This is a genomic window from uncultured Arthrobacter sp. (assembly GCF_947495145.1).
Taxonomy (GTDB): Bacteria; Actinomycetota; Actinomycetes; order Actinomycetales; family Micrococcaceae; genus Arthrobacter_D.
Map to the genome: position 1 here is coordinate 87,379 of NZ_CANLXP010000011.1, position 22,436 is coordinate 109,814.

The 22,436-nt window shown below is 64.4% G+C and carries 17 protein-coding genes; 7 read left to right on the plus strand and 10 right to left on the minus strand.

Translation table 11 applies throughout. The annotated features are described in order from the left end of the window. Nucleotides 1-169: 169 nt before the first annotated feature. Complete coding sequence (locus Q0877_RS10350; RefSeq protein WP_299167440.1) at nt 170-619, minus strand: DUF4307 domain-containing protein; 450 nt, start codon at nt 617-619, stop codon at nt 170-172. 128 nt (nt 620-747) lie between these two features. Between Q0877_RS10350 and mca the strand changes: the two genes are divergently transcribed. Together mca and Q0877_RS10360 are read left to right on the plus strand one after the other, a co-directional pair. Continuing rightward, a complete protein-coding gene (gene mca, locus Q0877_RS10355; RefSeq protein ID WP_299167487.1) occupies nt 748-1,665 on the plus strand; it encodes a mycothiol conjugate amidase Mca in 918 nt (305 codons plus the stop codon). A gap of 76 nt (nt 1,666-1,741) precedes the next feature. Beyond that, on the plus strand, nt 1,742-2,131 hold the full coding sequence (locus tag Q0877_RS10360; protein ID WP_299167489.1) for a hypothetical protein: 390 nt from the start codon (nt 1,742-1,744) through the stop codon (nt 2,129-2,131). A gap of 75 nt (nt 2,132-2,206) precedes the next feature. Here the strand turns inward: Q0877_RS10360 and Q0877_RS10365 are convergent, their stop codons facing one another. The 6 genes from Q0877_RS10365 to Q0877_RS10390 form a co-directional block, all read right to left on the minus strand. After that, nucleotides 2,207-3,022, minus strand: a complete 816-nt coding sequence (locus Q0877_RS10365; RefSeq protein ID WP_299167442.1) for a GSU2403 family nucleotidyltransferase fold protein — start codon at nt 3,020-3,022, stop codon at nt 2,207-2,209. Further along, on the minus strand, nt 2,994-4,136 hold the full coding sequence (locus Q0877_RS10370; RefSeq protein WP_299167444.1) for a hypothetical protein: 1,143 nt from the start codon (nt 4,134-4,136) through the stop codon (nt 2,994-2,996). The genes Q0877_RS10365 and Q0877_RS10370 overlap by 29 nt, the downstream gene beginning before the upstream one ends. Before the next feature lie 76 nt (nt 4,137-4,212). Then, nucleotides 4,213-7,371 carry a hypothetical protein gene (locus tag Q0877_RS10375; protein WP_299167446.1) on the minus strand — a complete coding sequence of 1,053 codons (3,159 nt, stop codon included), beginning with the start codon at nt 7,369-7,371 and terminating at the stop codon, nt 4,213-4,215. Further along, a complete protein-coding gene (locus Q0877_RS10380) occupies nt 7,338-8,234 on the minus strand; it encodes a hypothetical protein (protein ID WP_299167448.1) in 897 nt (298 codons plus the stop codon). The genes Q0877_RS10375 and Q0877_RS10380 overlap by 34 nt, the downstream gene beginning before the upstream one ends. A gap of 6 nt (nt 8,235-8,240) precedes the next feature. Beyond that, a complete protein-coding gene (locus tag Q0877_RS10385; RefSeq protein ID WP_299167450.1) occupies nt 8,241-8,768 on the minus strand; it encodes a sacsin N-terminal ATP-binding-like domain-containing protein in 528 nt (175 codons plus the stop codon). Between the two features lie 296 nt (nt 8,769-9,064). Next, complete coding sequence (locus Q0877_RS10390) at nt 9,065-9,817, minus strand: hemolysin III family protein (RefSeq protein WP_299167451.1); 753 nt, start codon at nt 9,815-9,817, stop codon at nt 9,065-9,067. A gap of 132 nt (nt 9,818-9,949) precedes the next feature. Between Q0877_RS10390 and Q0877_RS10395 the strand changes: the two genes are divergently transcribed. Next, entirely contained in the window at nt 9,950-10,711 is a 762-nt protein-coding gene (locus Q0877_RS10395) for an isoprenyl transferase (protein WP_299167491.1), read from the plus strand. 297 nt (nt 10,712-11,008) lie between these two features. Beyond that, entirely contained in the window at nt 11,009-12,379 is a 1,371-nt protein-coding gene (locus Q0877_RS10400; protein WP_299167493.1) for a PhoH family protein, read from the plus strand. A gap of 19 nt (nt 12,380-12,398) precedes the next feature. Here the strand turns inward: Q0877_RS10400 and Q0877_RS10405 are convergent, their stop codons facing one another. After that, nucleotides 12,399-13,142 carry a hypothetical protein gene (locus Q0877_RS10405; RefSeq protein ID WP_299167453.1) on the minus strand — a complete coding sequence of 248 codons (744 nt, stop codon included), beginning with the start codon at nt 13,140-13,142 and terminating at the stop codon, nt 12,399-12,401. A gap of 59 nt (nt 13,143-13,201) precedes the next feature. On the opposite strand from Q0877_RS10405, the gene Q0877_RS10410 reads away from it, so the two are divergent. Together Q0877_RS10410 and Q0877_RS10415 are read left to right on the plus strand one after the other, a co-directional pair. Continuing rightward, entirely contained in the window at nt 13,202-13,705 is a 504-nt protein-coding gene (locus tag Q0877_RS10410) for an A24 family peptidase (RefSeq protein WP_299167454.1), read from the plus strand. A 5-nt stretch (nt 13,706-13,710) separates the two neighbouring features. Continuing rightward, nucleotides 13,711-14,181: an NUDIX domain-containing protein gene (locus tag Q0877_RS10415; protein ID WP_299167456.1), complete on the plus strand. Its 471-nt coding sequence runs from the start codon at nt 13,711-13,713 to the stop codon at nt 14,179-14,181. A 65-nt stretch (nt 14,182-14,246) separates the two neighbouring features. On the opposite strand, the gene Q0877_RS10420 is transcribed toward Q0877_RS10415, so the two are convergent. Together Q0877_RS10420 and Q0877_RS10425 are read right to left on the minus strand one after the other, a co-directional pair. Continuing rightward, the gene (locus Q0877_RS10420; protein ID WP_299167458.1) at nt 14,247-15,896 is read right to left on the minus strand and encodes an MDR family MFS transporter; all 1,650 of its coding nucleotides are present in this window, start codon (nt 15,894-15,896) and stop codon (nt 14,247-14,249) included. Between the two features lie 85 nt (nt 15,897-15,981). Then, nucleotides 15,982-16,593, minus strand: coding sequence for a TetR/AcrR family transcriptional regulator (locus Q0877_RS10425; protein WP_299167460.1), 612 nt, complete (start codon nt 16,591-16,593; stop codon nt 15,982-15,984). A gap of 249 nt (nt 16,594-16,842) precedes the next feature. Here Q0877_RS10425 and Q0877_RS10430 point away from each other — a divergent pair, with 249 nt between their 5' ends. Continuing rightward, nucleotides 16,843-22,320, plus strand: a complete 5,478-nt coding sequence (locus tag Q0877_RS10430) for a fibronectin type III domain-containing protein (RefSeq protein WP_299167462.1) — start codon at nt 16,843-16,845, stop codon at nt 22,318-22,320. Nucleotides 22,321-22,436 lie beyond the last annotated feature (116 nt).

Below are 22,436 nucleotides of genomic sequence, written 5' to 3' on the forward strand. Positions count from 1 at the left end.
TTCGGCTGCGGTCTTTGCAGTGATGCGGGCATCTACAAGCAAAGACCCCGCCTGCGTGGTGGACTCTTTCGAGCGGTTCACCGGCTGGGGCGGGGCGGAACGTATCAGTCCATTATAGACAGCAAGGTTCAAATACCCAATAACGGCGCGGAATACTGGCTGTTGCGGGTCAGGCTTCGTCGAGAATCCAGCAGGCGTTGACCCCGCCGGTCACACCGAGGGACTCGGTTCGGACGATGGCGCTGTGGGAGGTGGTGCGGCCTCCGTCCGGAGTGTCGTTGCCTTCTGTAGGAGGGATATCCACCACCGTCCAGCCGACAACAGCGTACGACTCATTTAGGACTTGGACGGCACACTGTGCTGAGGCCGCTGGGTCTTTGATCACTTGGAAGTCAACCCTAGCTCCACCCGACGGTCCGATGTTGAAGCCCACATCTTTTGCGGAGACCGGCGAAGATCCTGCATAGATACTGAAAATCCCGGTGCCTACGACGGCCATGGCTAGAACTACCCAGATGGGCCAACGCTTGAGGCGACCATGGACGGAGGCCGACCGCTGTGGCTTGGGCGCACCGTAGCGATTGGCTACTCTTGGTACTGGCGCGTGGTGGGTGCTCATCCCTTCCAGTTTACCAACTGCTACCTTGGTTCGTTCATTTGGTTTGTCGGCCTGCGTCCCACCCCGGGGCTATCAGCCTCGCCAAGCCAGGAAAGATTTAGGAGCATTCAGTGCCCAGCCCGGAGCAAATTCCCGCTACTCCTTCAGGAAGCGCAGCGAACGACGGCGGTTACCGCCTCCTCGCGGTGCACGCGCACCCCGACGACGAGTCGAGCAAGGGCGCGGCCACCATGGCCAGCTACGTGGCAGCGGGAGTGTCCGTGATGGTGGCAACCTGCACGGGAGGCGAGCGCGGAGACATCCTGAACTCCGAGATGGCGGGGGTGCCGCACGCGGCCCGTGACCTCGCCGGCCTGCGCCGCCTGGAAATGGCCGAGGCCGCTGCGGCCCTCGGTATTGAACACCGCTGGCTCGGCTTTGCTGATTCGGGGCTGCCCGAGGGCGATCCGCTGCCGCCGTTGCCGCCCGGATGCTTTGCGCTGCAGCCTCTCGAACGCGCCGCAGCGCCGCTGGTGAAGCTGGTCCGCGAATACCGGCCGCACGTGATCCTCAGCTATGACGAAAACGGCGGTTACCCGCACCCGGACCACATCAAGGCCCACCGGGTGGCGGTGGAGGCCTATGAAGCCGCCGGCGACCCGTCCCGCTACACCGGTCTCGGCGAACCATGGACTCCGCTGAAGCTCTACTATGACCGCGCGTTCAATCCGGAGCGGTTCCGTGCCCTGCATTTCGCGCTGGAGGAAGCGGGACTGCAGTCGCCGTATGCCGAACGGATTGCCGCCTGGCTGGAAGCCGACGCCGAAGGCCACCAACCTGCACGCCCAACTCACCCCACCACTACCCAGATCGACTGCGGCGACTTCTTCGAACACCGGGAACGCGCCCTGCTGGCCCACCGCACCCAAGTGGAGCCTAAAGGCTTCTTCTTCGCCGTCTCCTCCGATCTGCAGCGCAAGGTCTGGCCCTGGGAGGATTACTCGCTGATCCACTCCCGCGTGCAACAGGAACTGCCCGAAACGGATTTCTTCGCGGGCATAGAATAAACTCAGTGGTCCTCAGTGGCCCATGGCGTTATTCCGCCATGAATCCTCGTGAAAGTGGTGCTCTGGAGTGTTCTCCCTGCTGACCCTGGCCGCAACTGTGACGCCTACGCCGACGCCGGGTGATGGCGCCTCACTGCGCCCCGGGCTGGATCCGGCCGATGTCACCCCGGGGCTCCTCGGATTCCTGGCAACCCTGTTCCTGGTGATTGCAGTGATCTTCCTGATCCGTGACATGACCCGCAGGATCCGCCGGGTGCGCTACCGGGAGATGGCGCTGGAGGCGGAGCAGGCTGAACAGGCCGGCGGCGCCCGGGCAGGCGATGCTGGGCAGCAGTCAGCGACTCAGCCGTCGGGGACGCACCCGTCGGAGACGCACCCGTCGGGGACGCACCCGTCGGATACGCGGAACAGCGAACCGGCCGAACGCCGCGGTCCCGGCGGCAAGCACGGGCCAGACGCGCCCTAAGCCATGGCTGAACGGCTCCGTCCGCGCAGATAAGCCGAAGCCTCGCGTGGATCACCTCGGAGTGCGATCCCGCGCCTATTTCATGGCAGCCAAGAGGTCCTGAGCAAGGAAGGCGACAGCCGCAGACACGTTGCCCGGATCACCCACGCCTTCCTCCGCACGCCCGGCCATCATTGACCCAAGCGCTTCAGGCCCGTCTGCGAAGAGTCCGCGGAAGTAGTCAAGCGCTTGTCGGGTGGTCTCGCCCGCAACCTCCTCATTGAGAAGGAGTCGCATGGTCGCAGCCATGTCTGCGGTGGACGTCGCGACCAGGAGTCGGTAGCAGTCGTGGGCGTCCTTGTCGATCAAGCGATCGGGCGTGCTGACCCGCTCGCCCAACTTGTGCATCTTCGCGACGAGGAGCGCCGCCGGCCCCGCGACATCGATGACGACGCTTCGCCCGTCGCCATTGAGAGAGTCGACCGCAATCGGCGAGTGATCCACGACGGATGCCTCCAGCCCAGCGGCTCGTCGTGCCGAGTTCTTGTCGTGTGGCGGGATGAGCACGCTTCGCCGGCCAGTTCCTCCGGCCAGTTGCTCCGGAATCATGAGGTCGACCGGAATGCCTCGCGGGGACATCCAGGCACCCGGCTGTCGGTTGGTCGGGTTGATGATGAAGCCAGCATTTTTCATCGCCTCCTCGAGCCGCGGGTCCTCGCCGAGGTTGCGAGCGTCGATCGCGAAGTCGGAGTCCTTGGTTGCCTCCGCGAGTGCGAACGATGCCGCGCCGGTACGAAGGTGGACCGCTTGTGCACCGATCAGGATGATGGAGTCGCTGTGGGCCCGGAGCGCGATTGCGGCGTCCAGTAGTGCAGCGCGGGCTTCAACGATCAAGTTCTCGTCGCCAGGCATCCGGGTTCTCCTCCATCCATTCGAGCAGGAACGCGCCTTCTGAGGGGTTTCGTCCCGGCCCGCCCAACAGGTCCGCCGCAGCCTGGCTCGGTGCAACGATTTTGATTCCTTGCCAGGTGGTCGTGCGGTCGAAGACGACGGGAGATCTCGGGGAAGCGACGATGACGTTCGCTCCGCTCTCTACCGGGCGGAGTCCGAGCCTTTCCGCCAATACCTCCGGGTCCGTTGAATAAAGCAACGCCAGCCGAGGCTCGGCGTACGGCGCGTAAGGCTGCGCTGCTAAAGAGCCACTGACCGCGTAGGACTGCGCATCGGACAGTTCCCGCAGCTTCGTTGTGAGAGCGCTGATGCCTCGGGGTTCGAGGTAGCCATGGGTCCTGTTTGTATCGAGGAATCGAGCATCCTGGCTCCAACGACGCAGGAGTTCCGGCCAGTCCGCCGTCGTGATCGGTCCGCGGTCCTCCCTCGTGATCAGGCTTTCGTTCGTCAGGTACTCGACCAGACGGTAGGCGGCGCCCATTGATGTCCCAGCAACCTTGGCTAGCTCGGGGACCGTGAGCGGTGGTGCGTAGTCAGCCAGGGCCCGAACCATCAGTGCGGCCGGCAGGCCCTTGAGGCTGGTAGTTGGTCGACCGGCGCTCCGCCAGGGATCGGCGTTCGCACCTCGCTCGGAGATAAAGACCAGCGGGTCCTGCGAGTTCAGGAAAATGTTTCCCGTCGCGTCGATATAGGAGACCCCGCGCTCCCGGAGCAGATCCTGGATCGGCGGGCTGAGGTAGCGAGTCGCGAGCATCCCCTGGGCCCGATCCTCGGACTCCTGGCGGGCCAAGCGTTCGAAAATGTAGCGCTGCTTGCCCAATAGGAAGAGTGCGCTGGCGCGCGTGATCGTTCGCTTGATCTCGACTCGGAACGTGAGGACTGGCGAGTCGAAGCGCTTGAGTTCGAGACGAGCATTCTCTTCATCACCGGTGATGGTTACGACCTTGACGGACCAGTCCGCTGGCAGAGTCGCCTGCAGCCGCCTGCTTGCTTGCAGCATGACATCCCGCTCGGAGGCGGGCTCAGGTCCGTATCCGTCGGGTGGCATGGTCAGCGCACGCCGTGTGGTTGGCATTTCTCGATATTAGCTGAGTTCCGTCAAAGGTGGAGGTTGGCAGTTTCCGGGAATTACCATTGCCGCATGCTGTGCGTTACTCCGTGTCCGGCTCCCGGACGTCATCTTCAGCGACCTGCTCAAATAACCATGACCGCGCTACCTTTGCAGATAGAACCCCTGTGAGATGGACGGCGCCTTGAGGTTGCACCTCAAGGTGGTGGAGCGGATCGTGGATAATTCGGACTTCTGGCTTCCCTTGCCCTTCCTCCACGTTGCCTATGAGGACTAAATAGAAGTCGTCTGTGGTCATGGCTCTTTGGATCTGACTGTCCTCGAGCTTTACGGTGTCGGGAATCGCTCCCTGGTGCACCTTTAACTCGTAGTACCGGCCAAGGTTGTCGACGGCGTCAGCACCCACGTTGTGTTGATGACGCACGTCTGTGAGGATGCAGTCGTCGCCAGCGACAACAGTGCGCAGAAGTGCCATTCCGGCGGTCTCGCGCTCCTCTGCGGTGTAGTTTTGAGGCCCTCTGCCGCCGCTGTTTGCCTGCTTGGGGTGGTCGAGTTTCGGTTCCTTCAGTTTCACATTTCCGGAAGGGGAAGAAGTGCCCGGCCCTGGGAATTCCGTTGATTCCTCGCCTGGAGGTACCCCGACGATGAGCTCGCCAGCCGTCTCCTGGAGGACCAAGGCACCTGGATCGACGAGTGTGCGGGCCCTCGGGAGCGGCTGGTGATTCCCCGGCGCCCCTTGATTGAGACTGGCGCCCTTCTTCGGCCTTCGCGCCGGTCGCGTCTGCTGGTCCCCGGCCGATGTGGGCAGCGAGACCAACGCAGCCTGGCTCCTCTCCCGGCGGAGCTTCTCTTCGGCCGCACGCGCGGCAGCGGACACCACGAGCTCCGCCTGTGCGCCTGCCTCCGCATCGGCCCAAGCGGCCAGCCATGCGTGCGCAAGCTCGCGTGGGCTGGTCCGGAAGCTGGACGCGATCGCGTAGCCGCCGCTCCGCGCCCGGCTGGCCTCCTCGGGAGAGCGGATGAACAGGGTCTTTCGGTGTACGTCCAACCAGGCAGGTAGCGACACTGGGTGGCCAGCGCTGTCCGGTAGGTTGACCTGCACTCGAAGATCGGGCAGCAAGGCGACTTGAAACTCGCCGAGTTCTTCCCAGGTGACGCTGATCGTTTCCGCAGTTCGCGGTGCGCTCAGTGTCAGGTCGGTCTGAAGATTGCGCACGGCGCGGCCGAATGTCTCGGTGAGATCTACGTCATGGATGGCCGCGTTTTCGTGCAGGACATGCGCGTGGTCACCGTGAACCGGAGTGAGTGCGAGCGGCTCGATCAGGGATTTGAGTTGGGTGAGCTGCCCGCCGGGTTGCCAAATCGGCACCGTCGTCAGAAGCGCTTTGGCGAGAAGCGGGTTTTCTACGGCGTAAACCGGACGCTTGCTCAACCAGCCGCTCCCAACGTAAACGGGTTGACGCCGCAACAGCCCGAGGCGATCGGGTGGGGTTCGGGCGAGGACTCGAAGCGCTTCAAGCATGATTTGCCGCTCATCTGTACTCATCGGCCGAGTTCCGGCGAGTTTCTTGATGACGACCTTCGCGTCGTCCGCAGTCGGGCCTCGAACTCCCAGCGCAGTCCATAGCGGCTCGGTGCCGCTCACTGCGGGGACGAACGCTGCCAAATCACCGAATATTGGAGCGCCGGACCGCGTCAGGGCCGTGCGTCTCCACCCGAGGTTGGTGATGATCAACCCGTCTCCGCGGTCGAAGTAGTTGCGGAGTACGCTGGCTTGCATGTTGCCCACACGCTGGATCCCGCCGCTATGAACCTCGGCAGCGAGCGCTTGGTAGAAGGGTGCGGCGAGGTCGGTAGCCTCTGGTGCCGTCATCGGATGGGCGTCTCGTTGATCGAAGTGCAAGGACTGCCCGGCAAGATGCGCTGCCCGGATTTCTGAGAGCTTGCCTAACAGTGCTGCGACAGCCGGGTTGCCTTCTACTCCGAGAGCAGTGAGCACGTTGCGATGCGATGGAAGGTCGTGGCTGCCGGCCAGATAAAGGGCGGGGTCAGCACCGTGCATGGCCTCATTCGTGAGCGTTTTGAAGCGCAGTTGACCTGGGGCCGCAGGGCGACCGCGCCCGTTCGTCAACCATGCGACCGAGGCAGCCTGGCTTACCCACCAGGCGTCCACCTCACCCTGGGGCCTCCAGCCGTTGTCCGGATTTGCGGCCGCAACCCTTGCGTGTGGCTCGAGTCGATCCCAGTTGCGAGCAAGGGAGCCGACGAGCGCGTTCCCCCTCTCCCGGCGGCGAGAGGCATTCCTTTCACCAGCGATGTCGGCGAGGACCGCTTCAAGGTCGGGGGAGGCACGGTCATCCAATGTGCACTGAGCTCCGACCTCGTCCAGTTGCTTCCTGCGTCGCGCTGGCGAGCCGGGCGCTGTCTTCCACAGGCCCGAGTCGTGATACGCGTACTTTTTGTAAAAGGCATCGTTGTTGGGGAGTACCTCCAGCCTCGGCACGCTTTCGGCGCCGAGCAGACGGAAGAGTTTTTGAGCGCCTATGCCCGCTCGACCCGCTGGGGTGCGAAGTGACTCTGAGTAGCGGCGGTGAAGCCACACCAGCCGGGGAGTCTTCTTCGCGGCGTTCGACCAACTGTTCTTGTCCTTCTCAATGAAGTACGAGTCTGCTGGCCGGGCGAATATTTGTGACCGTTTACCGTCGGCTTGGTACACCGTCGCCTCAAACCGGATGGCGCGGCCGATCCCCGCCCCCAGCTCAGGACGCTTCGACTCGTCAACGGACTCAAGTGCCGCACGAAGCGCATGGGCGTGACTATCGGTGAGCGGCTCGGGCAGTTCCACATCCATCCGCCCCGCGCGAGCCAGGACTCGTAGTGCGTCGTCATCGGTCGCCGTCCGTCGCAACGCGTCGATGCCGTGCAGCCAATCTGCGACCTCGCTCCACACTGGACGTTCGATGTAGGTATGGTGTAGTTGGACGCCGATTCCGAGCGTGGACCAAAGCACCGAGGCGTCATCGGGAAGGAGTACTCCCAGATCGCTTGCGTCTTTTGGGCATATCCTGCGGCCGTCGTCGAGGATGAGGCAGGTTGAGGAGATGAGTTCCTTCGTCAAGTCCTCGTCCTCCGCATCCTCGAGGTTACTCACCGCGACCACAGCCGCCGTTAGATCTGCAGTGAACTCAATCGTTCGGTCCTCGGCGTTCAGGAGTTGAACTGCGGTCGTGACGTCGACCAAGGCCGGAGTCGTTGCCCCGAGGTTGGCGAGGCTAGAGATGACGTCCCGCCACCGGCCGTCGCCAGACCGGTTAGCAGCGGTAAAGACGTCGGGGTGCCAGCGAGAGCGCGGATGTCCTCGTCGGTTAGGATGCCGGTCAAATCGGGTGTCTCGAAAGCGAGATCCCGTAAAGGGTGCTCGGTACTGTCGCGGCCCATGAGCAAAAGTCGCTCCGCCAGTTCGAGGAGCGACTCAGTCATCAGCGTACCGCTGAGGGCGTCGTTGAGTTGACCAGCCGAAAGGGCGTCTGCCTTGTACTCCTCGATGAGCGGAACCGCTGCCCAGGCGCTGCTGGCATCGATGCGAAACAGGTCGAGCACCGCGTCCAGCCACAGGTCAACCACGAGCCCGACGAGGTCGAGATTCCACTCGCTATCGGCTAGGCCGCGGCGGTTGGCGAGCGGATCGAACTGGCCTGCGAAGCGGAAGGGCAGGCCTACCGATCGGACCGGCAGGCCAACATGGACGTGTTCCTCGTCGCCGACGAACCTCGGGAACGCCACAGCCACAGGTGTCGTTTCGTGGTGGGACTTGCCCGCGCGGTGCCCGACAGGACTCTTTGCGCTGCGCGAATAGAGCAGCCAAGACCGGTCGTCGTCAGCTGTAACTGTCACCCTGTTGGCCTCGCCGCCTGCAAGGTTTAGCGTTGCCGCGTCTCGGCGGCCCACGGCCAGACGGGTCAGGGCTTGCCCATGAGGATCGAGCAGGGTGACCGTTTGCAGGGTGCGCAAGAAGAGCAGGCCGGCGTCTCCCCACGATTGAAGCCACCGTGTTGAAAGGGCACGACGACGACGGTCGTAGCAGATGTAGGCTTGTTCGGCCAACGTGGATCATCGTTCAGCGGCTGCATGGCGCTTCGCCCGAGCCGAAATGTGGAAAGGACCATTGTGTCCTTCCAAGGTTTCCGAGAGCGACTGTAGCGTCTTGAGGCCGATGCCGAATCGCCCAAGCTTCTCGGCCTTGCCGGTCTTCTCGCTGAGCCACGGGATCGTTAGGCCCCAGACATCCGGCAACGTGAAGTCGCTGCCGTTGTGTCCGAAGAGCAGCCGGTCCTCGTCGACCACGAAAAAAGCACTGTCCGCGCCTTCGTCGTCGGCGTTCTGCAGCAGCTCGGCGAGCCCTTGTAGACGGTCATCCGACAGCTGAGCCGCGTTGCCCGTTGCTCGTCCCAGGGCACCACGGATGCTTGGCGGGAGCTTCAGGAACTCCGCAGCGAGCGCGGTGACGCTTGCTGAAGCGGCCTCCGCATCGGCCGGAATGGGGATGCGCTCCCATGGTGCGTCTGGATCGTGGTGAACAACTTGCCGCGCAGCCTCGGCTGCCTCGATGGCGCCGAACCTCCAGATCTCTTCACCCATGCTGGTAATCATCTCAGGCGGACCGACGTCGCCGCTTCGCTTTCGAACGAATCTTGGTCAGTGAGGTGGCTCACGGTCTGGCTGAGCGAGAGCTTCCAGTATCTCCTTGGCCGAACGCCATGCATTCCCACGGGCCATCGGCGTCGTCCCATTGCTGACCGGCCGGAAAGCTGCCGACGACGGCGCTCCTCTGGCTCATGTGTGCCAGGCGATAATGTGCAGGCGGCCGGTCGCGACCGTCGGGGAGCTGGTAGAGCTGCTGGGCACCTAAGACTGTGAGCAGACCGGTGAGCGTGCTAGCGGATCGGGTTCAGGACCGCGATCATGATGGCGATGAAGTGCGCGGCAAACGCTGCGACGGTGAACGCGTGGAACAGCTCGTGGAAACCGAACCACTGCGGACTCGGGTTGGGCCGCTTCAGGCCATAAATCACAGCACCGGCGATGTAGAACACTCCGCCCACGAGAATGAGGATGGTGGCCGGGACGCTGGCGACGAGGAAGTCGGGCAGGAACAGTAGCGCCGCGAGCCCCAGTGCAATGTAGATGGGGACGTAGAGCCAGCGCGGAGCGTTGACCCACAGCACGCGGAAGAGCACTCCAGCGATGGCCCCGCACCAGATCAGCCAGAGCAGGAAGGTGGCTTTGTCCTGCGGAAGCAGCGCCCAGGAAAGCGGCGTGTAGCTGCCGGCAATGACCAGCATGATGTTGGTGTGGTCCAGCCGTTTGAGGACCACCTTGGTGCGCGGCTGCCAGTTACCGCGGTGGTAGATGGCGCTGACGCCGAAGAGCAGGACGCCGGTGAACGCGTAGACCGCAGAGGTGATTTTTCCGGCCGTGGTGGGTGCAAGGACGATGAGGACAATCCCGGCCGCAACCGCGAGCGGAGTGGCGCCGAGGTGAATCCAGCCCCGCCACTTGGGTTTGATGCTCAGCGCGTCTGCAGCGCGTTCGACGGCCGATTCCACCGGGCCGTCGACGGGGGCCGATTCGTCCCGATTCTGCGGGGAATCGTGCCCGCCGGGCAGGGGGGAAACGCGTCGGCTCATGACGGAATTCTAGCCGACAGGCCGCTAAGTTACTAACGAGTAACAAGGCGTTCCGTACCGCCGTGCAGCGGGTGCCGGTACGGTAGGAACAGACTCCTCGCCAGCTCAACGGAAGGACAGGTGGGCGCTGCCGTGATGTTCCCCTCGTTTGCCTACAACTTCTACGAACGCAAACTCCAGCGGTCCCTGGCAGCAGACCGTATCCCGCACCACATCGGCGTCATGGTTGACGGCAACCGCCGCTGGGCAAAGCTCGCGGGCGCTCCGACGCAGCATGGCCACCAGGCCGGCGCGGACAAGATCCTCGAATTCCTCGGCTGGTGCCGTGAGCTCGGCGTCGAGATGGTCACGCTCTACATGCTCTCCACGGACAACATGAACCGATCGGCGGAGGAGATCGAGCAGCTCCTCGACATCATCGGAAACACCCTGGACCGGCTTGGCGAAACGCGGACCGTGCGTGTCCAGCCGGTCGGCGCCCTCGACCTCCTGCCGGAGCACCTGGCCGCCAAGGTCACCGAGCTCGCACAGCGAACGGCAAGCATCGAAGGGCTCCATGTCAACGTCGCCGTGGGCTACGGCGGGCGGCGGGAAATTGTCGACGCCGTCAAGGAACTGCTGCTGCACGCGGACTCCGAAGGCTCTTCACTGGCCAATGTCGCCGAGAATCTGTCGGTCGGGCAGATTTCCGAGTACCTCTATACGCGCGGCCAGCCGGACCCGGACCTCGTGATCCGGACCTCGGGCGAGCTGCGGCTTTCAGGGTTCCTCATGTGGCAGAGCGCGTACAGCGAGTTCTATTTCTGCGAAGCGCTCTGGCCGGATTTCCGGCGGGTCGATTTCCTTCGCGCCCTGCGCGATTACGGACGCCGGCAGCGCCGCTTCGGCTGCTAGCACTGCGTTCCTTTCCTTCACCGGACGTTCACGCGACACGCGCGCGTAAGCGGCGCAGCCGTCGTCGTTCGCGGGCGTAATGTCTGTTGCAACAGACGGCACCCGTCGGCTGTTCGGAAAGGCCACCGATGCAGGCAACGTGCCCATCCGCACACGCTCTGAGAAGGGAAGGCCGTGCTCGGCTTTCTGGCCGGCCCGCCTCACCCAAGCCCTAGATATTCCCGGGCGCCCGCCGCCCGGGGAAGTGGAGTTGAAGTGGCCACATCTCGCCCAACCCAGCGACCAGCAAGCGACACGATCAGCAACAACAAGGCCCGCCCGGCAGCGCAGGACGAACAAGTTCTCGCAGCGGCGGGCCTTTCTGTTGTCGAGAGCCTCGGCAGCCGCAGCTACGTGCTGGACACCTCGGTGCTCCTGTCAGACCCGCTGGCGATCACCCGCTTTGCTGAACACGAGGTGATCCTGCCGATCGTGGTCATCACCGAACTCGAAGGCAAACGCCATGACCCCGAGCTGGGCTACTTCGCCCGCAAGGCGCTGCGGCTCCTCGATGACCTGAGGGTGCAGCACAACGGGCTGAACCAGGCCATTCCGTTGGGCTCCGAGGGCGGGACCCTCCGCGTTGAGCTCAACCACGTCTCCACCGAGGTGCTGCCCGTCGGCTTCCGCAGCGGCGACAATGACTCCCGGATTCTCGCCGTGGCCAAGAACCTGTCCGACGAGGGCCGCAACGTCACCGTGGTGTCCAAGGACCTGCCGATGCGCGTGAAGGCCTCCGCCATGGGTCTGCAGGCTGATGAGTACCGCAACGAGCTCGTGAAGGATTCCGGCTGGACCGGAGTGGCGGAGCTGGGCACCCTGGACGACGACGTCGACACCCTCTATGCGCATGAGCCCGTCTTCCTGCCGGCCGCCGCTGAGCTGCCCGCGAATACCGGGGTGATCCTGCACTCCGGGAAGGGCTCAGCACTGGGCCGGGTGGGGGCGGACAAGCAGGTGCGGCTGGTGCGCGGTGATCGCGACGTGTTCGGGCTGCACGGACGGTCGGCGGAACAGCGGCTCGCGATTGACCTGCTCATGGACCCGGAGGTGGGCATCGTGTCCCTCGGCGGACGGGCGGGCACCGGAAAGTCGGCGTTGGCGCTGTGCGCCGGTCTTGAGGCGGTGCTGGAGCGGCGTGAACACCGCAAGGTTGTGGTGTTCCGCCCGCTGTACGCGGTGGGCGGGCAAGAGTTGGGCTACCTGCCGGGCAGCGAGAGCGAGAAGATGAACCCCTGGGCGCAGGCCGTCTTCGACACGCTCGGTGCGCTGGTCTCGCAGGAGGTTGTGGAGGAGGTGATGGACCGCGGGATGCTGGAGGTCCTGCCGCTGACCCATATCCGCGGGCGGTCGCTGCACGATTCCTTTGTGATCGTGGACGAAGCGCAGTCGCTCGAGAAGAACGTGCTCCTGACCGTGATGAGCCGGATCGGGCAGAACTCCAAGATTGTCCTCACTCACGACGTCGCGCAGCGGGACAACCTGCGGGTGGGCCGGCATGACGGCATTGCCGCGGTCGTCGAAACCCTCAAGGGGCATCCGCTCTTCGGCCACATCACCCTCACGCGCTCGGAGCGCTCGCCGATCGCAGCATTGGTGACGGACCTGCTGGAGGGTGCGGAAATCTAGGGCTGTATCCCGTGGCGGGTCAGCCGACCTGCCACGGGATATGGTCACGGACATCAGTGAGCGTGGGCGGGGCGTCGGTGAACAGATCATCGGTCATGTACTCGTCGACTCCGCTGATGGCCAGCCGGTGGCCGCAGCCTTCAAGGGGTCCGTCGAGCGCCGTCGTCGACACGCAGATGGCGGTGGCGACGTCGACCAGCACGCGGGTGCGGCCTGACCCGATCAGCGGCCGTCCCGGCGTGAACGGCTGGTAGGAGACATTCGGGCTTGCGGTGGCGGCGAGGACGCGCCGGCCCTCATGGACGTCCTCGGTGATGTCTTCGAGTTCGACACGGTTTGCGAACGGTGTTTCGTAGGGGACTGGAGCGTCGCCGGCCAGCTCCACCGGGTCCAGCATGGCGGCCCAGCGCGGATCGCCGAAGGCCGGCTCACCGTAGGCGGCCTTGGGGCGGCGGTGGACGTAACCTGCCTCGTTGTACACGGGACTGACCAGATTCGGCGCCACGAGCCAGGAGGCCTTGCTCGCGCTGACGTAGAAGGAATCGCGGGAGTGCTCATTGCCGGTACTGCTGTGGAGGAGGGTTCCGTCCAGAGTCTCCACCCGCAATGCCTGCGGTCGGCGCACCCACGCTCGCAGCGGGTCCGACTCTCCGTCAGTGCTGATCCAGGCCACAGAGAACCGGACCGTTTCCCAGCGCCACGGCGAGGAACGGCAGAGGGATCGGAAGAGGCTCGCCGGGTTCGAACCGCTTGAGGCGGACATATCCACAGTGTAAGCCCGGCGTTTGAGTTCGCCGCCCGTGATTCGGCTACGGTAGGCACATGCTGGCGCTGATGGGGGAGTACTGGGACACCGCGCCCGTGGCGTTCTGGTTGTGTGCGCTCGCGCTGGCGCTGCTCGCGGTGATCGGGATCTGGCTGAGCGTGATCGACATCCTGACGCACCGGCTCCCCAACCGCATCATCTTTCCGTCCTACCCGGCTGCCGCTGTGCTGCTGATCGCGGCGGCCCTCGCAGCCCAGGACTGGGGGAGGCTGGTTTCCCTGGCCGGCGGGGCGGCGGTGCTCTGGGTCTTCTACTTCGTCCTGAGACTGATTTACCCGGCAGGTATGGGCTTCGGCGACGTGAAGCTCGCCGGAGTGCTGGGGCTGTACCTCGGTTTTGTGGGCTGGTCGTTCCTGCTGTGGGGCACGTTCGCAGCCTTCCTCCTCGGCGGGCTGTGGGGCGTTCTCCTCATTGTCAGCCGCCGGGGTAACGCCAAGACGGCCATTCCGTTCGGGCCGTTCATGATCGTCGGGGCGGGGCTGGTCCTCGCACTAGGCTGAGTAATATGCCTATTCCCGACTTCGTCCAGGACCTTCGTTCCAAGATCGGCCATGATCCGCTGTGGCTTCCCGGAGCAGCGGCGGTGGTGTACGACGACGACGGTCGCGTCCTGCTCGGACGCCGCGCCGACACTGGCCAGTGGACCCTCATCACCGGAATGATCGAGCCGGGCGAAGAGCCCGCCCCGGCGATTGTCCGTGAGGTGGAGGAGGAGACCGGAGTGTCGGTCGAGGTGGAGCATCTGGTGAGTATCGACGTCGTCGGCCCTGTGATCTTCCCCAACCAGGACGTGTGCAGGTTTCTGAGCCTGGTGTTCCGGTGCCGCTACGTTTCAGGGGAGGCGCGGGTGAACGACGACGAGTCCATGGACGTCCAGTGGTTCTCCCTGGACGACCTGCCGCCGCTCAACCCGCTGCATCGCAAGCACGCCGAGAACGCGCGCTATTCGACCGGCATACCCGACTTCGTGCGCTGACCCCTCCCGTTGATTTGGCAGGACACGCCCCTTTTGGGTCGCCATTCGGGGCGTGTCCTGCCAAATCAACGGGGACTCTTGGCCTCGCTCGTCGCCTCGGCCTTGGCTCCGCTCCGGGCTGCGGCGAGTTCGCGTTCCATCCGCTCGGCTTCCTCCCCGCCGACGGCTTCGCCGCGGGCGACCATGCCGGACGTTTCCGACAGCGGGATCTCCTTCAGCGTGATCGCGAGGATCAGTGCGATCACCAGGAACGGCACGAGGTACCAGAACACGGGTGCGAGTGACTGGGCATAGGCCTCGACGACGGCATCCTGCAACGGTTCGGGCAGCTGGGCCAGCGCCGCAGGGCTAAGGGTTGCAGCCGACTGGTCGGCCTGCTCCGCGGAGGCACCGGAGCCGGCAAACGCCGTCGTCAGTGATTCAGTGAGCCGGCTCGTGAAGATCGCACCGAAAACCGCAACCCCGAGGGAGGCACCTACTTCACGGAAGTAGTTGTTGGTGCTCGTGGCGGTACCGATCATGGTGGCGGGGACCGCGTTCTGGACGACGAGGACAATCACCTGCATGATCAGGCCCAGCCCCGCGCCGAAGAAGAACAGCTGCACGCAGATGACCCAGACGGGAGTGGCCGCGGTGAGGGTGGTCATCCAGACCAGGGCGGCGATGGTGAGCGAGGTGCCCAGAATTGGGTACAGCTTGTACTTCCCGGTACGGGAGATGGCAATACCGGAGTAGATGGACGTGCCCATCAGGCCCACCATCATGGGCAGCATCAGCAGGCCCGATGCCGCGGCGGAGGTTCCGGAGGACATCTGCAGGAACGTCGGCACAAAGGCCAGTGCGGCGAACATGCCGAGGCCAAGGGTCAGGCCGATGGCGGTGCTGTTGACGAAGACCCGGTTGCGGAAGAGTCCGAGCGGGATGATCGGATCCTCGGCGCGGCGCTCGGCCATGATGAAGCCGGCCGCCGCGAGCACCATGCCGATCCCGAAGGCCCAGGTGAGGGAGGAGCCCCAGCCGTGCTCTGAATCGGCTCCGAAGTCGGTGAAGAAGATGAGGCAGGTGGTGGCGATGGAGAGCAGTAGGACGCCGGGCAGGTCGATCTTCCGGGTGGACTTCTTGCTGGGCAGAGTGAGGGCGAACCACGCGACGAGGAACGCGGCGATACCGATCGGGATGTTGATGTAGAACGCCCACTGCCAGGTCAGGTGGTCAACGAAGTAGCCGCCGAGGAGTGGTCCGGCCACAGCGGAGAGGCCGAAAATGCCGCCGAGCGGGCCCATGTACTTTCCGCGCTCGTTGGCGGGAACGATGTCCGCGATGATTGCCTGCGAGAGGATCATGAGGCCGCCGCCGCCCAGGCCCTGGATGGCGCGGAAGATGACGAAGCCCCAGAAGTCGGTGGCGAAGGCGCAGCCGATGGAGGCGATCGTGAACAGTGCGATCGCGAAGAGGAAGAGGTTCCTGCGCCCGAGCACGTCGCCGAACTTGCCGTAGATGGGCATGACGATGGTGGTGGCGAGCAGGTACGCCGTGGTGATCCAGGTCTGGTGCTCAACGCCGCCGAGCTCGCCGACGATGGTCGGCATGGCGGTGGAGACGATCGTCTGGTCGAGGCTGGAGAGCAGCATCCCCGCAATCAGGGCGGAGAAGATGATCCAGATCCGACGCTGCGTCAGCAGCAGCGGGCCGGTGGTGGCGGTAGCCGAACTCATGGTTGTCCTTCGGAGGCTTGGGTGGTGCGGGTGCTGGTGCTGGGGTGCTGGTGCTGGTGCCTGGTGCTGTGCTGAAGGGTTGCGGCTACCGGAACAGGTAGCCGGCGGCGTCGATGTTGGTGTCGAGGATGTCCCGGTAGTTTGGGGGCGATTCGGCGGAGAGGAACTCGTGCATCGAGACCCACGCGATGTGGCGCATCACATGGGCTGAGAGAACTGCCCGGGGGTCGGTTGGCTCCATCCCTTCGCGGCGGGCGATCAGTGCGGCGAACTCACGCTCGCGTTCGATGGATTCGCCGAAGAACCGGGCCAGGATTTCAGGTTCGCGCTGCATAACCGCGTGCAGTTGGGTGAACTCCTCACGGGTGAGGGCGAGGCTCTCGCCGGAGCGCCGTGCATACGTCCGCAGTGCCTCGAGCAGCGGTTCCTTCTTGGCGCCGGCGAGGAACTCGGCGACGAGATCCTCGGGGAAGTGCGCGTCCTCGTCATGGCCGAGCACCGCATCCTCTTTCGAGGGGAAGTAGTTGAAGAAGGTCCGGCGGGAGATTCCCACGCGCTCGCACAGTTCCTCAACGGTGAAGCCGGAGAGACCCGACGAAGCCGTCAGCTCGCGGGCGACGTTGCAGATGGACGCACGGGTGGCGCGCCGTTTGCGCTCGCGGAGGCCGCCGTCGTCGTTTTCTGCACTATTGCTCACGAAGTGTATTTTTGCACTATCGATATCGAAGTGCAACTAGGTTCCGCAGGTCACAGTGGGGAAACGCTTTCCTGAATATTGTCTGGACTCTTGAATGTGACCGCTCTCACGGTTAGGCTGATTTTCGTTGGTCTCCGTGAATCGTTTCATTGCCCGTCCTTATCTTGCGCGTTGCCTGCGCGCCGGGCACCTCTCGGGCGGCCCGAGAACCACCGATATTTCACTGTCGAAACTAGAAGGTGTGATGCCATGACCCTCGAAAATTCGCGCCCGCATTCTGCGCGCGCTCTGATAGCAGGGGCCGCCATTGTCGGTCTCTGTACGGCGACGACGCCGGCCCTGGCGGCAGAGGAGCCGCTGACCCGCTCATTCGACTTCGGTACCAGCGAAAGCCCTGTCGGGGAGGGCTGGATCGGAGTGCCGAATAGCAACCGCTACTCTGCTGAAACCGGCTACGGCATCGTGCCTGTTGGCGACTCAGGACCGGACTCACGCCACCGCACCCCCGAAGCTGTTGACCCTGTGAACAACGACTTTGTGCTGGGCGCCGCGTGGGGTTTCGTCGTCGATGTGCCAAACGGTGCCTACAGCGTGCGGGTTCTGTCGGGCGATCAGCTTCCCGGTACCAGCACCACCAAGACAAGGGTTGCGTTGGAAGGCGTGGCAGCCGGAACCGTCCAGGCACGCCAGTCCGTTTCTGAGCAGACCTGGCAGACCACGGTGGAGGATGGCCAGCTCACCATCGATTTCTCTGCCGACGCGGGCAGCGCGTACGTGAACGGCGTCGTCGTCACTGAAGTTGAACCAGCACCCGAGCCTGAACCCGAGCCTGAGCCGGAAGAACCGGTCTCAACGCTTGGTGCGCCGCAGTCCGTGCGCATGTCCCACGTAACCTCCGAGGCCGTTACCCTGCGCTGGAACGAAGTCAGCGGAGCCACGGGCTACGTCGTCTCCCGGGCTGACGCAGTGGACGGGCCCTACGCCAAGGTCGCGGAAACCGGAGACCGGACTGTCTACCTGACCGACCCCGTCGATACGACGAAGGTGCATTACTACGAGGTGCAGGCGCGTGGCGCTGACGGTCTTTCGCCGTCGTCGGCTGCTGCTGCCTCCAGCCTTGGTACCGACGCGCCCTTGCTTCCCGAGAATGGCGTGCTGTCGCTGGATCTGGGCAACGGAGAAACCGCTCCCGGCGCCGTCCGGATCGATGAAACGACTGCGTACACAGCAGAAAACCGCGTAGGCTTCGTCGACGTGTCGCAGGTGTCCGCCACCGACCGCGGTACGGAGGACGCCACGCGCTCGGACTTCGTCACAGTCGGCGACACCGAACTTGTGGTTGACCTGCCGAACGGCAACTACACAGCCAACCTGATTGCCGGTGACGCCGAAGGCGCAACCGACGTCGCCATTACGGCCGAGCAGATGGCCAAGGTACAGCCAACCGCGAAGGTGGCCGGCGATTACCTGGAAATGGCCTTCGACATCGCCGTGGTGGATGGCCAGCTGAACCTCGAGTTCGCAGGGACCGCAGCGAACCTGAACTCGCTTGTGCTGACCCAGCAGACTCCGCTTGAGGCCGGCCCGCAGCCGACCGCCTGGATCACCGGCGACTCCACCGTCCAGACCTACACGTCCGGTTACGCGCCGCAGGCCGGCTGGGGCCAGATGATCGACCGCTTCCTCTCGGATGATGTGACGGTCGAGAACAAGGCCATCGGCGGACGCAGCTCCAAAAACTTCATCAGCCAGGGCCGCCTCGACGAGGTGTTGCTCAATATCAAGCCGGGCGACTACCTCTTTGTGCAGTTCGGCCATAACGACAACAGCTACGGTGTCGACGACCGCTGGGCCGCCCCGGGCGACTACTACGAGTACCTGCGTACCTTCGTCGACGGAGCCACCCAGCGCGGAGCAACTCCGGTCATCGTGACGCCGGTATCCCGCCGCTCCTACAACACCGAGACGGGCGAGGCGAACGTTTCCTTCCCCGAGTACGTGGACGCAGCAACGCGTATCGCGGCGGACACCGGAACCCCGCTGGTTGACCTCTCCGCCTCCAGCCGGGCCTACCTGACCGAGATCGGTCCGGAAGCCGCGAAGTCGGTATTCCTCCACGTTCCGGCGGGTGTCTACCCGGGCCGGCCGAATGGAACCACCGACGACACGCACTTCCAGGAGTACGGCGCCATCCAGATGGCACGCCTGGTTGCGGCCGACGTCGCGAAGCTGGACATTCCGCTCGCGGCCGAGGTGGAAGCGGCAGAGCCGCCCGCCGAAGTGCCTGCAGCGCCGGCCGGACTCGTTGCCGGCAGTATCTCGAACGCCGGTGCACAACTCACCTGGGACGCAGTCGAGGGCGCTGACATCTATAAGGTCTTCGCGAAGAAGGCCGACGCGGGCGATGAAGCGTACGCCCTGGTCACCACCTCCACAGTCCCGCTTGCCAACGTAACGGGTCTTGAGGAAGGGGCGTCCTACGACCTCCGTGTTGCTGCCGTGAACGGGCGAGGTGACTCGGCGCCGTCGGACACTGTCCGCATCACCACCAAGGCACCGCTGTACAAGTTCGATCTGCAGCTTTCGGGCAATCCGGTGATGGACGGCTACACGGCTATTGACGAAACGAGCCTGTACACACCGGAAATCGGCTACGGCTTCCTGTCCACTGAGGGTCTCGGCGGTCGCGACCGCGGTACCGGGTTCGATCCCGTACCCACCGCGCTTCAGCAGGACTTCCTGCTGCCTGACGCCGCAAAGCACGAGCTCGTCATCGACGTTCCCAACGGCTCCTACGCGCTGAAGGCTTACTACGGCGATCCGCTGGGAAGCGGGCGGCTGGCACTGCAGTCGGAAGGCAAGGACTACGGCTCGTCGAACGCGGGCCGCGGCACCATCGCGGACAGGATCCTGCAGCCCGTACTGGTGACGGACGGCCAGATCAACATCAAGGCCGGAGGCTGGTTCAACGGCCTCGAGATCACCCCGCTGCTGCTGGCACCGAATGAACTGGCTGCCGACGATGTTGTGATCGAAGGCAGCGACGTTGCCGTCTCGCTGAGCTGGACGGGGAACGACGACGTGGCAGGCTACCGTGTGTACCGCCAGTCGGCGGGAGCTACTGAAGCGGAAGCGCTCGGTGATGTCGATGGAACGTCCTTCGTGGACACCACCGCCGATATCGGACTGGAGTACACCTACACCGTTGTCGCGCTGGATGCTGCGGGCGCGGAATCCGTTCCGTCGAACGCGCTTGAGCTCACCACGGTTGACCCCGATGCAGCGAAGGCGCCGGTTCCCACCGGCCTGGCTCTCGGCGAGGTGAACAAGAACGACGTCACGCTCAGCTGGGAACCTTCGGAAGGCGCGCTGTTCTACCAGGTGTTCCGTGCGGACCCGCTGGCTGACGGTTCTGTCGGCGAGCTTGAACTCATCGGCCGGGCCGACAAGCCCACTTACACGGACACAGACGTCCTGACCACTGTTGAGTACGTCTATGCAGTGGCAGCCGTCAATGCCGGCGGCGTTTCGGAGAAGTCCGGGACGGTCACTTCTCCGGCTGTCACCACGCTGGTACGGCAGGCAGAGCGCCTTGACCGTTCGCCGGTGGCTGTCGCTTCCGAAGAAGGGGTCTACGTTGGCTGGCGCATGCTCGGCCTGGATCCCGAGGAGATCGGATTCCACGTCTACCGCAACGGTGAGCGGATCACACCCTCGCCCGTGACCTCGAGCACCAACCTGCTCGACGCCGACGGCGCTGCCGACTCGACGTACCGCATCAGCACCGTGGTGAACGGCACCGAGCGCTGGGCAACGGAGGACTTCACGGTGTGGGATTCCCAGACCCTGGACATTCCGCTCGACAAGCCGGCCGACGCGTACACCAAGGACGGCCAGCCCTACAGCTACCGTGCAAATGACGCATCGATCGGTGACCTGGACGGTGACGGCCAGTACGAGATCGTGCTCAAGTGGGATCCGACCAACTCGCAGGACAACTCGAAGGCGGGTTACACCGGCAACGTCTATGTGGATGCCTACGAGCTGGACGGAACACGTCTCTGGCGCATTGACCTCGGACAGAACATCCGGGCCGGTGCTCACTACACGCAGTTCCAGGTGTTCGATCTGGACGGCGACGGCAAAGCCGAAGTCACCCTGAAGACGGCTGACGGAACCGTGGACGGAACGGGTGCAGTCATCGGCGATGCCCGTGCCGACTACCGGAACTCCAGCGGGTACGTCCTGACCGGTCCCGAGTTCCTCACGGTGTTCAACGGCGCGACCGGTGCGGCTATCGACACCGCCGACTACATACCGGCACGCGGCGATGTAGGTGCGTGGGGCGACGGCTACGGCAACCGCGTTGACCGGTTCCTGGCCGGCGTGGCCTACCTGGACGGTGAGAAGCCTAGCCTGGTCTTCAGCCGCGGCTACTACACCCGCACAGTGATTGCCGCCTACGACTTCGACGGCACATCGCTCACCTCGCGGTGGACCTTCGACTCGAACGAGTCCGGCGACGAGTACCGCAGCCAGGGCAACCATGAGCTGTCGGTGGCGGACGTCGACGGAGACCAGAAGGATGAGATCGTCTTCGGCTCCATGACGATCGACGACGACGGCACGCCGCTCTACAACACCAACCTCGGCCACGGAGATGCGCTGCACGTTTCGGACTTCGACCCGGCGCGTGCCGGGCTCGAAGTGTTCGCTGCTCATGAGGACCTCGGTATGTCCGGCGGTGCGGGTGCAACGTACCGCGACGCCGCGACCGGCGAGGTGCTCTGGTCCATTCCGGCCACGAAGGACACGGGCCGGGCAGCCATGGCGGACATCGATCCCCGGCACGCAGGTGCTGAGGGTTGGGCGATCGGCGGCGACGCTGCCTGGAACTCACCGGTGGGTCAGCTGCGCGCGAGCGACGGCGAGCTGATTGCCGAGCAGATTCCGGCGGCGAACTTCCTGACCTGGTGGGACGGGGACCTCCTGCGGGAAATCACCGACCATGACTGGACCGAGGAAACCCGGACCGGCGTGCCCACCATCTCGAAGTGGAACGTCGAAACCAGTTCCGAGGACGTGCTCTACCGTGCTGAGGGAACGCTGACGAACAACGACACCAAGGGAACACCGGCTCTGCAGGCGGATCTGTTCGGTGACTGGCGTGAAGAGATCGTCACCCGCACCGACGATTCGACCGCCCTGCGTATCGCCACCACGGTGAACGTCACGGATCACCGGCTGCGCACCCTGCAGTCGGACCCGGTCTACCGCCTCGGGGTTGCCTGGCAGAACACCGCCTACAACCAGCCTCCGCACACCTCGTACTTCCTCGGGGAAGGCATGGAGCAGCCGGAAGCGCCGAGCATCGCGTACACCGGTGAGGAGCCTGCGCCGGGCGAGCTGGTCAAGCCGTCCTTCACGCCGGAGGCTCCGGTTAGGGAAGACCTGACCGACGAGAACCAGCTGGACCTCGGGCTTGGGAAGCAGAAGTTCCCCCGTGGAGCGTCGGAGGTCACACTCGCCAACCTGCCGGCAGGTCAGTGGGTGCACGTCTACCTCGGTGACACCGCCCTTGGCTGGACCCTCGTGAACGACGGCGGCTCAGTCACGGTGACGACGCCGGAGGACACCCGTCCGGGAGACAACCGACTGGTGGTCCACACCGCCGGTGAGGAGCTGCTGGGCTGGGATCGCCTGAAAGTGGTGGGCCCGCCCCGCTAACCCTCACGTTGATTTGGCAGGACACGCCCCGAATAGCCCGGCGAAGTCAAGTAGTGGGGGCAACGCTGGGGTTCATGCCGCTGTGAGCAGCTGGTTCAGCCGGGTGGCTGGGGTCT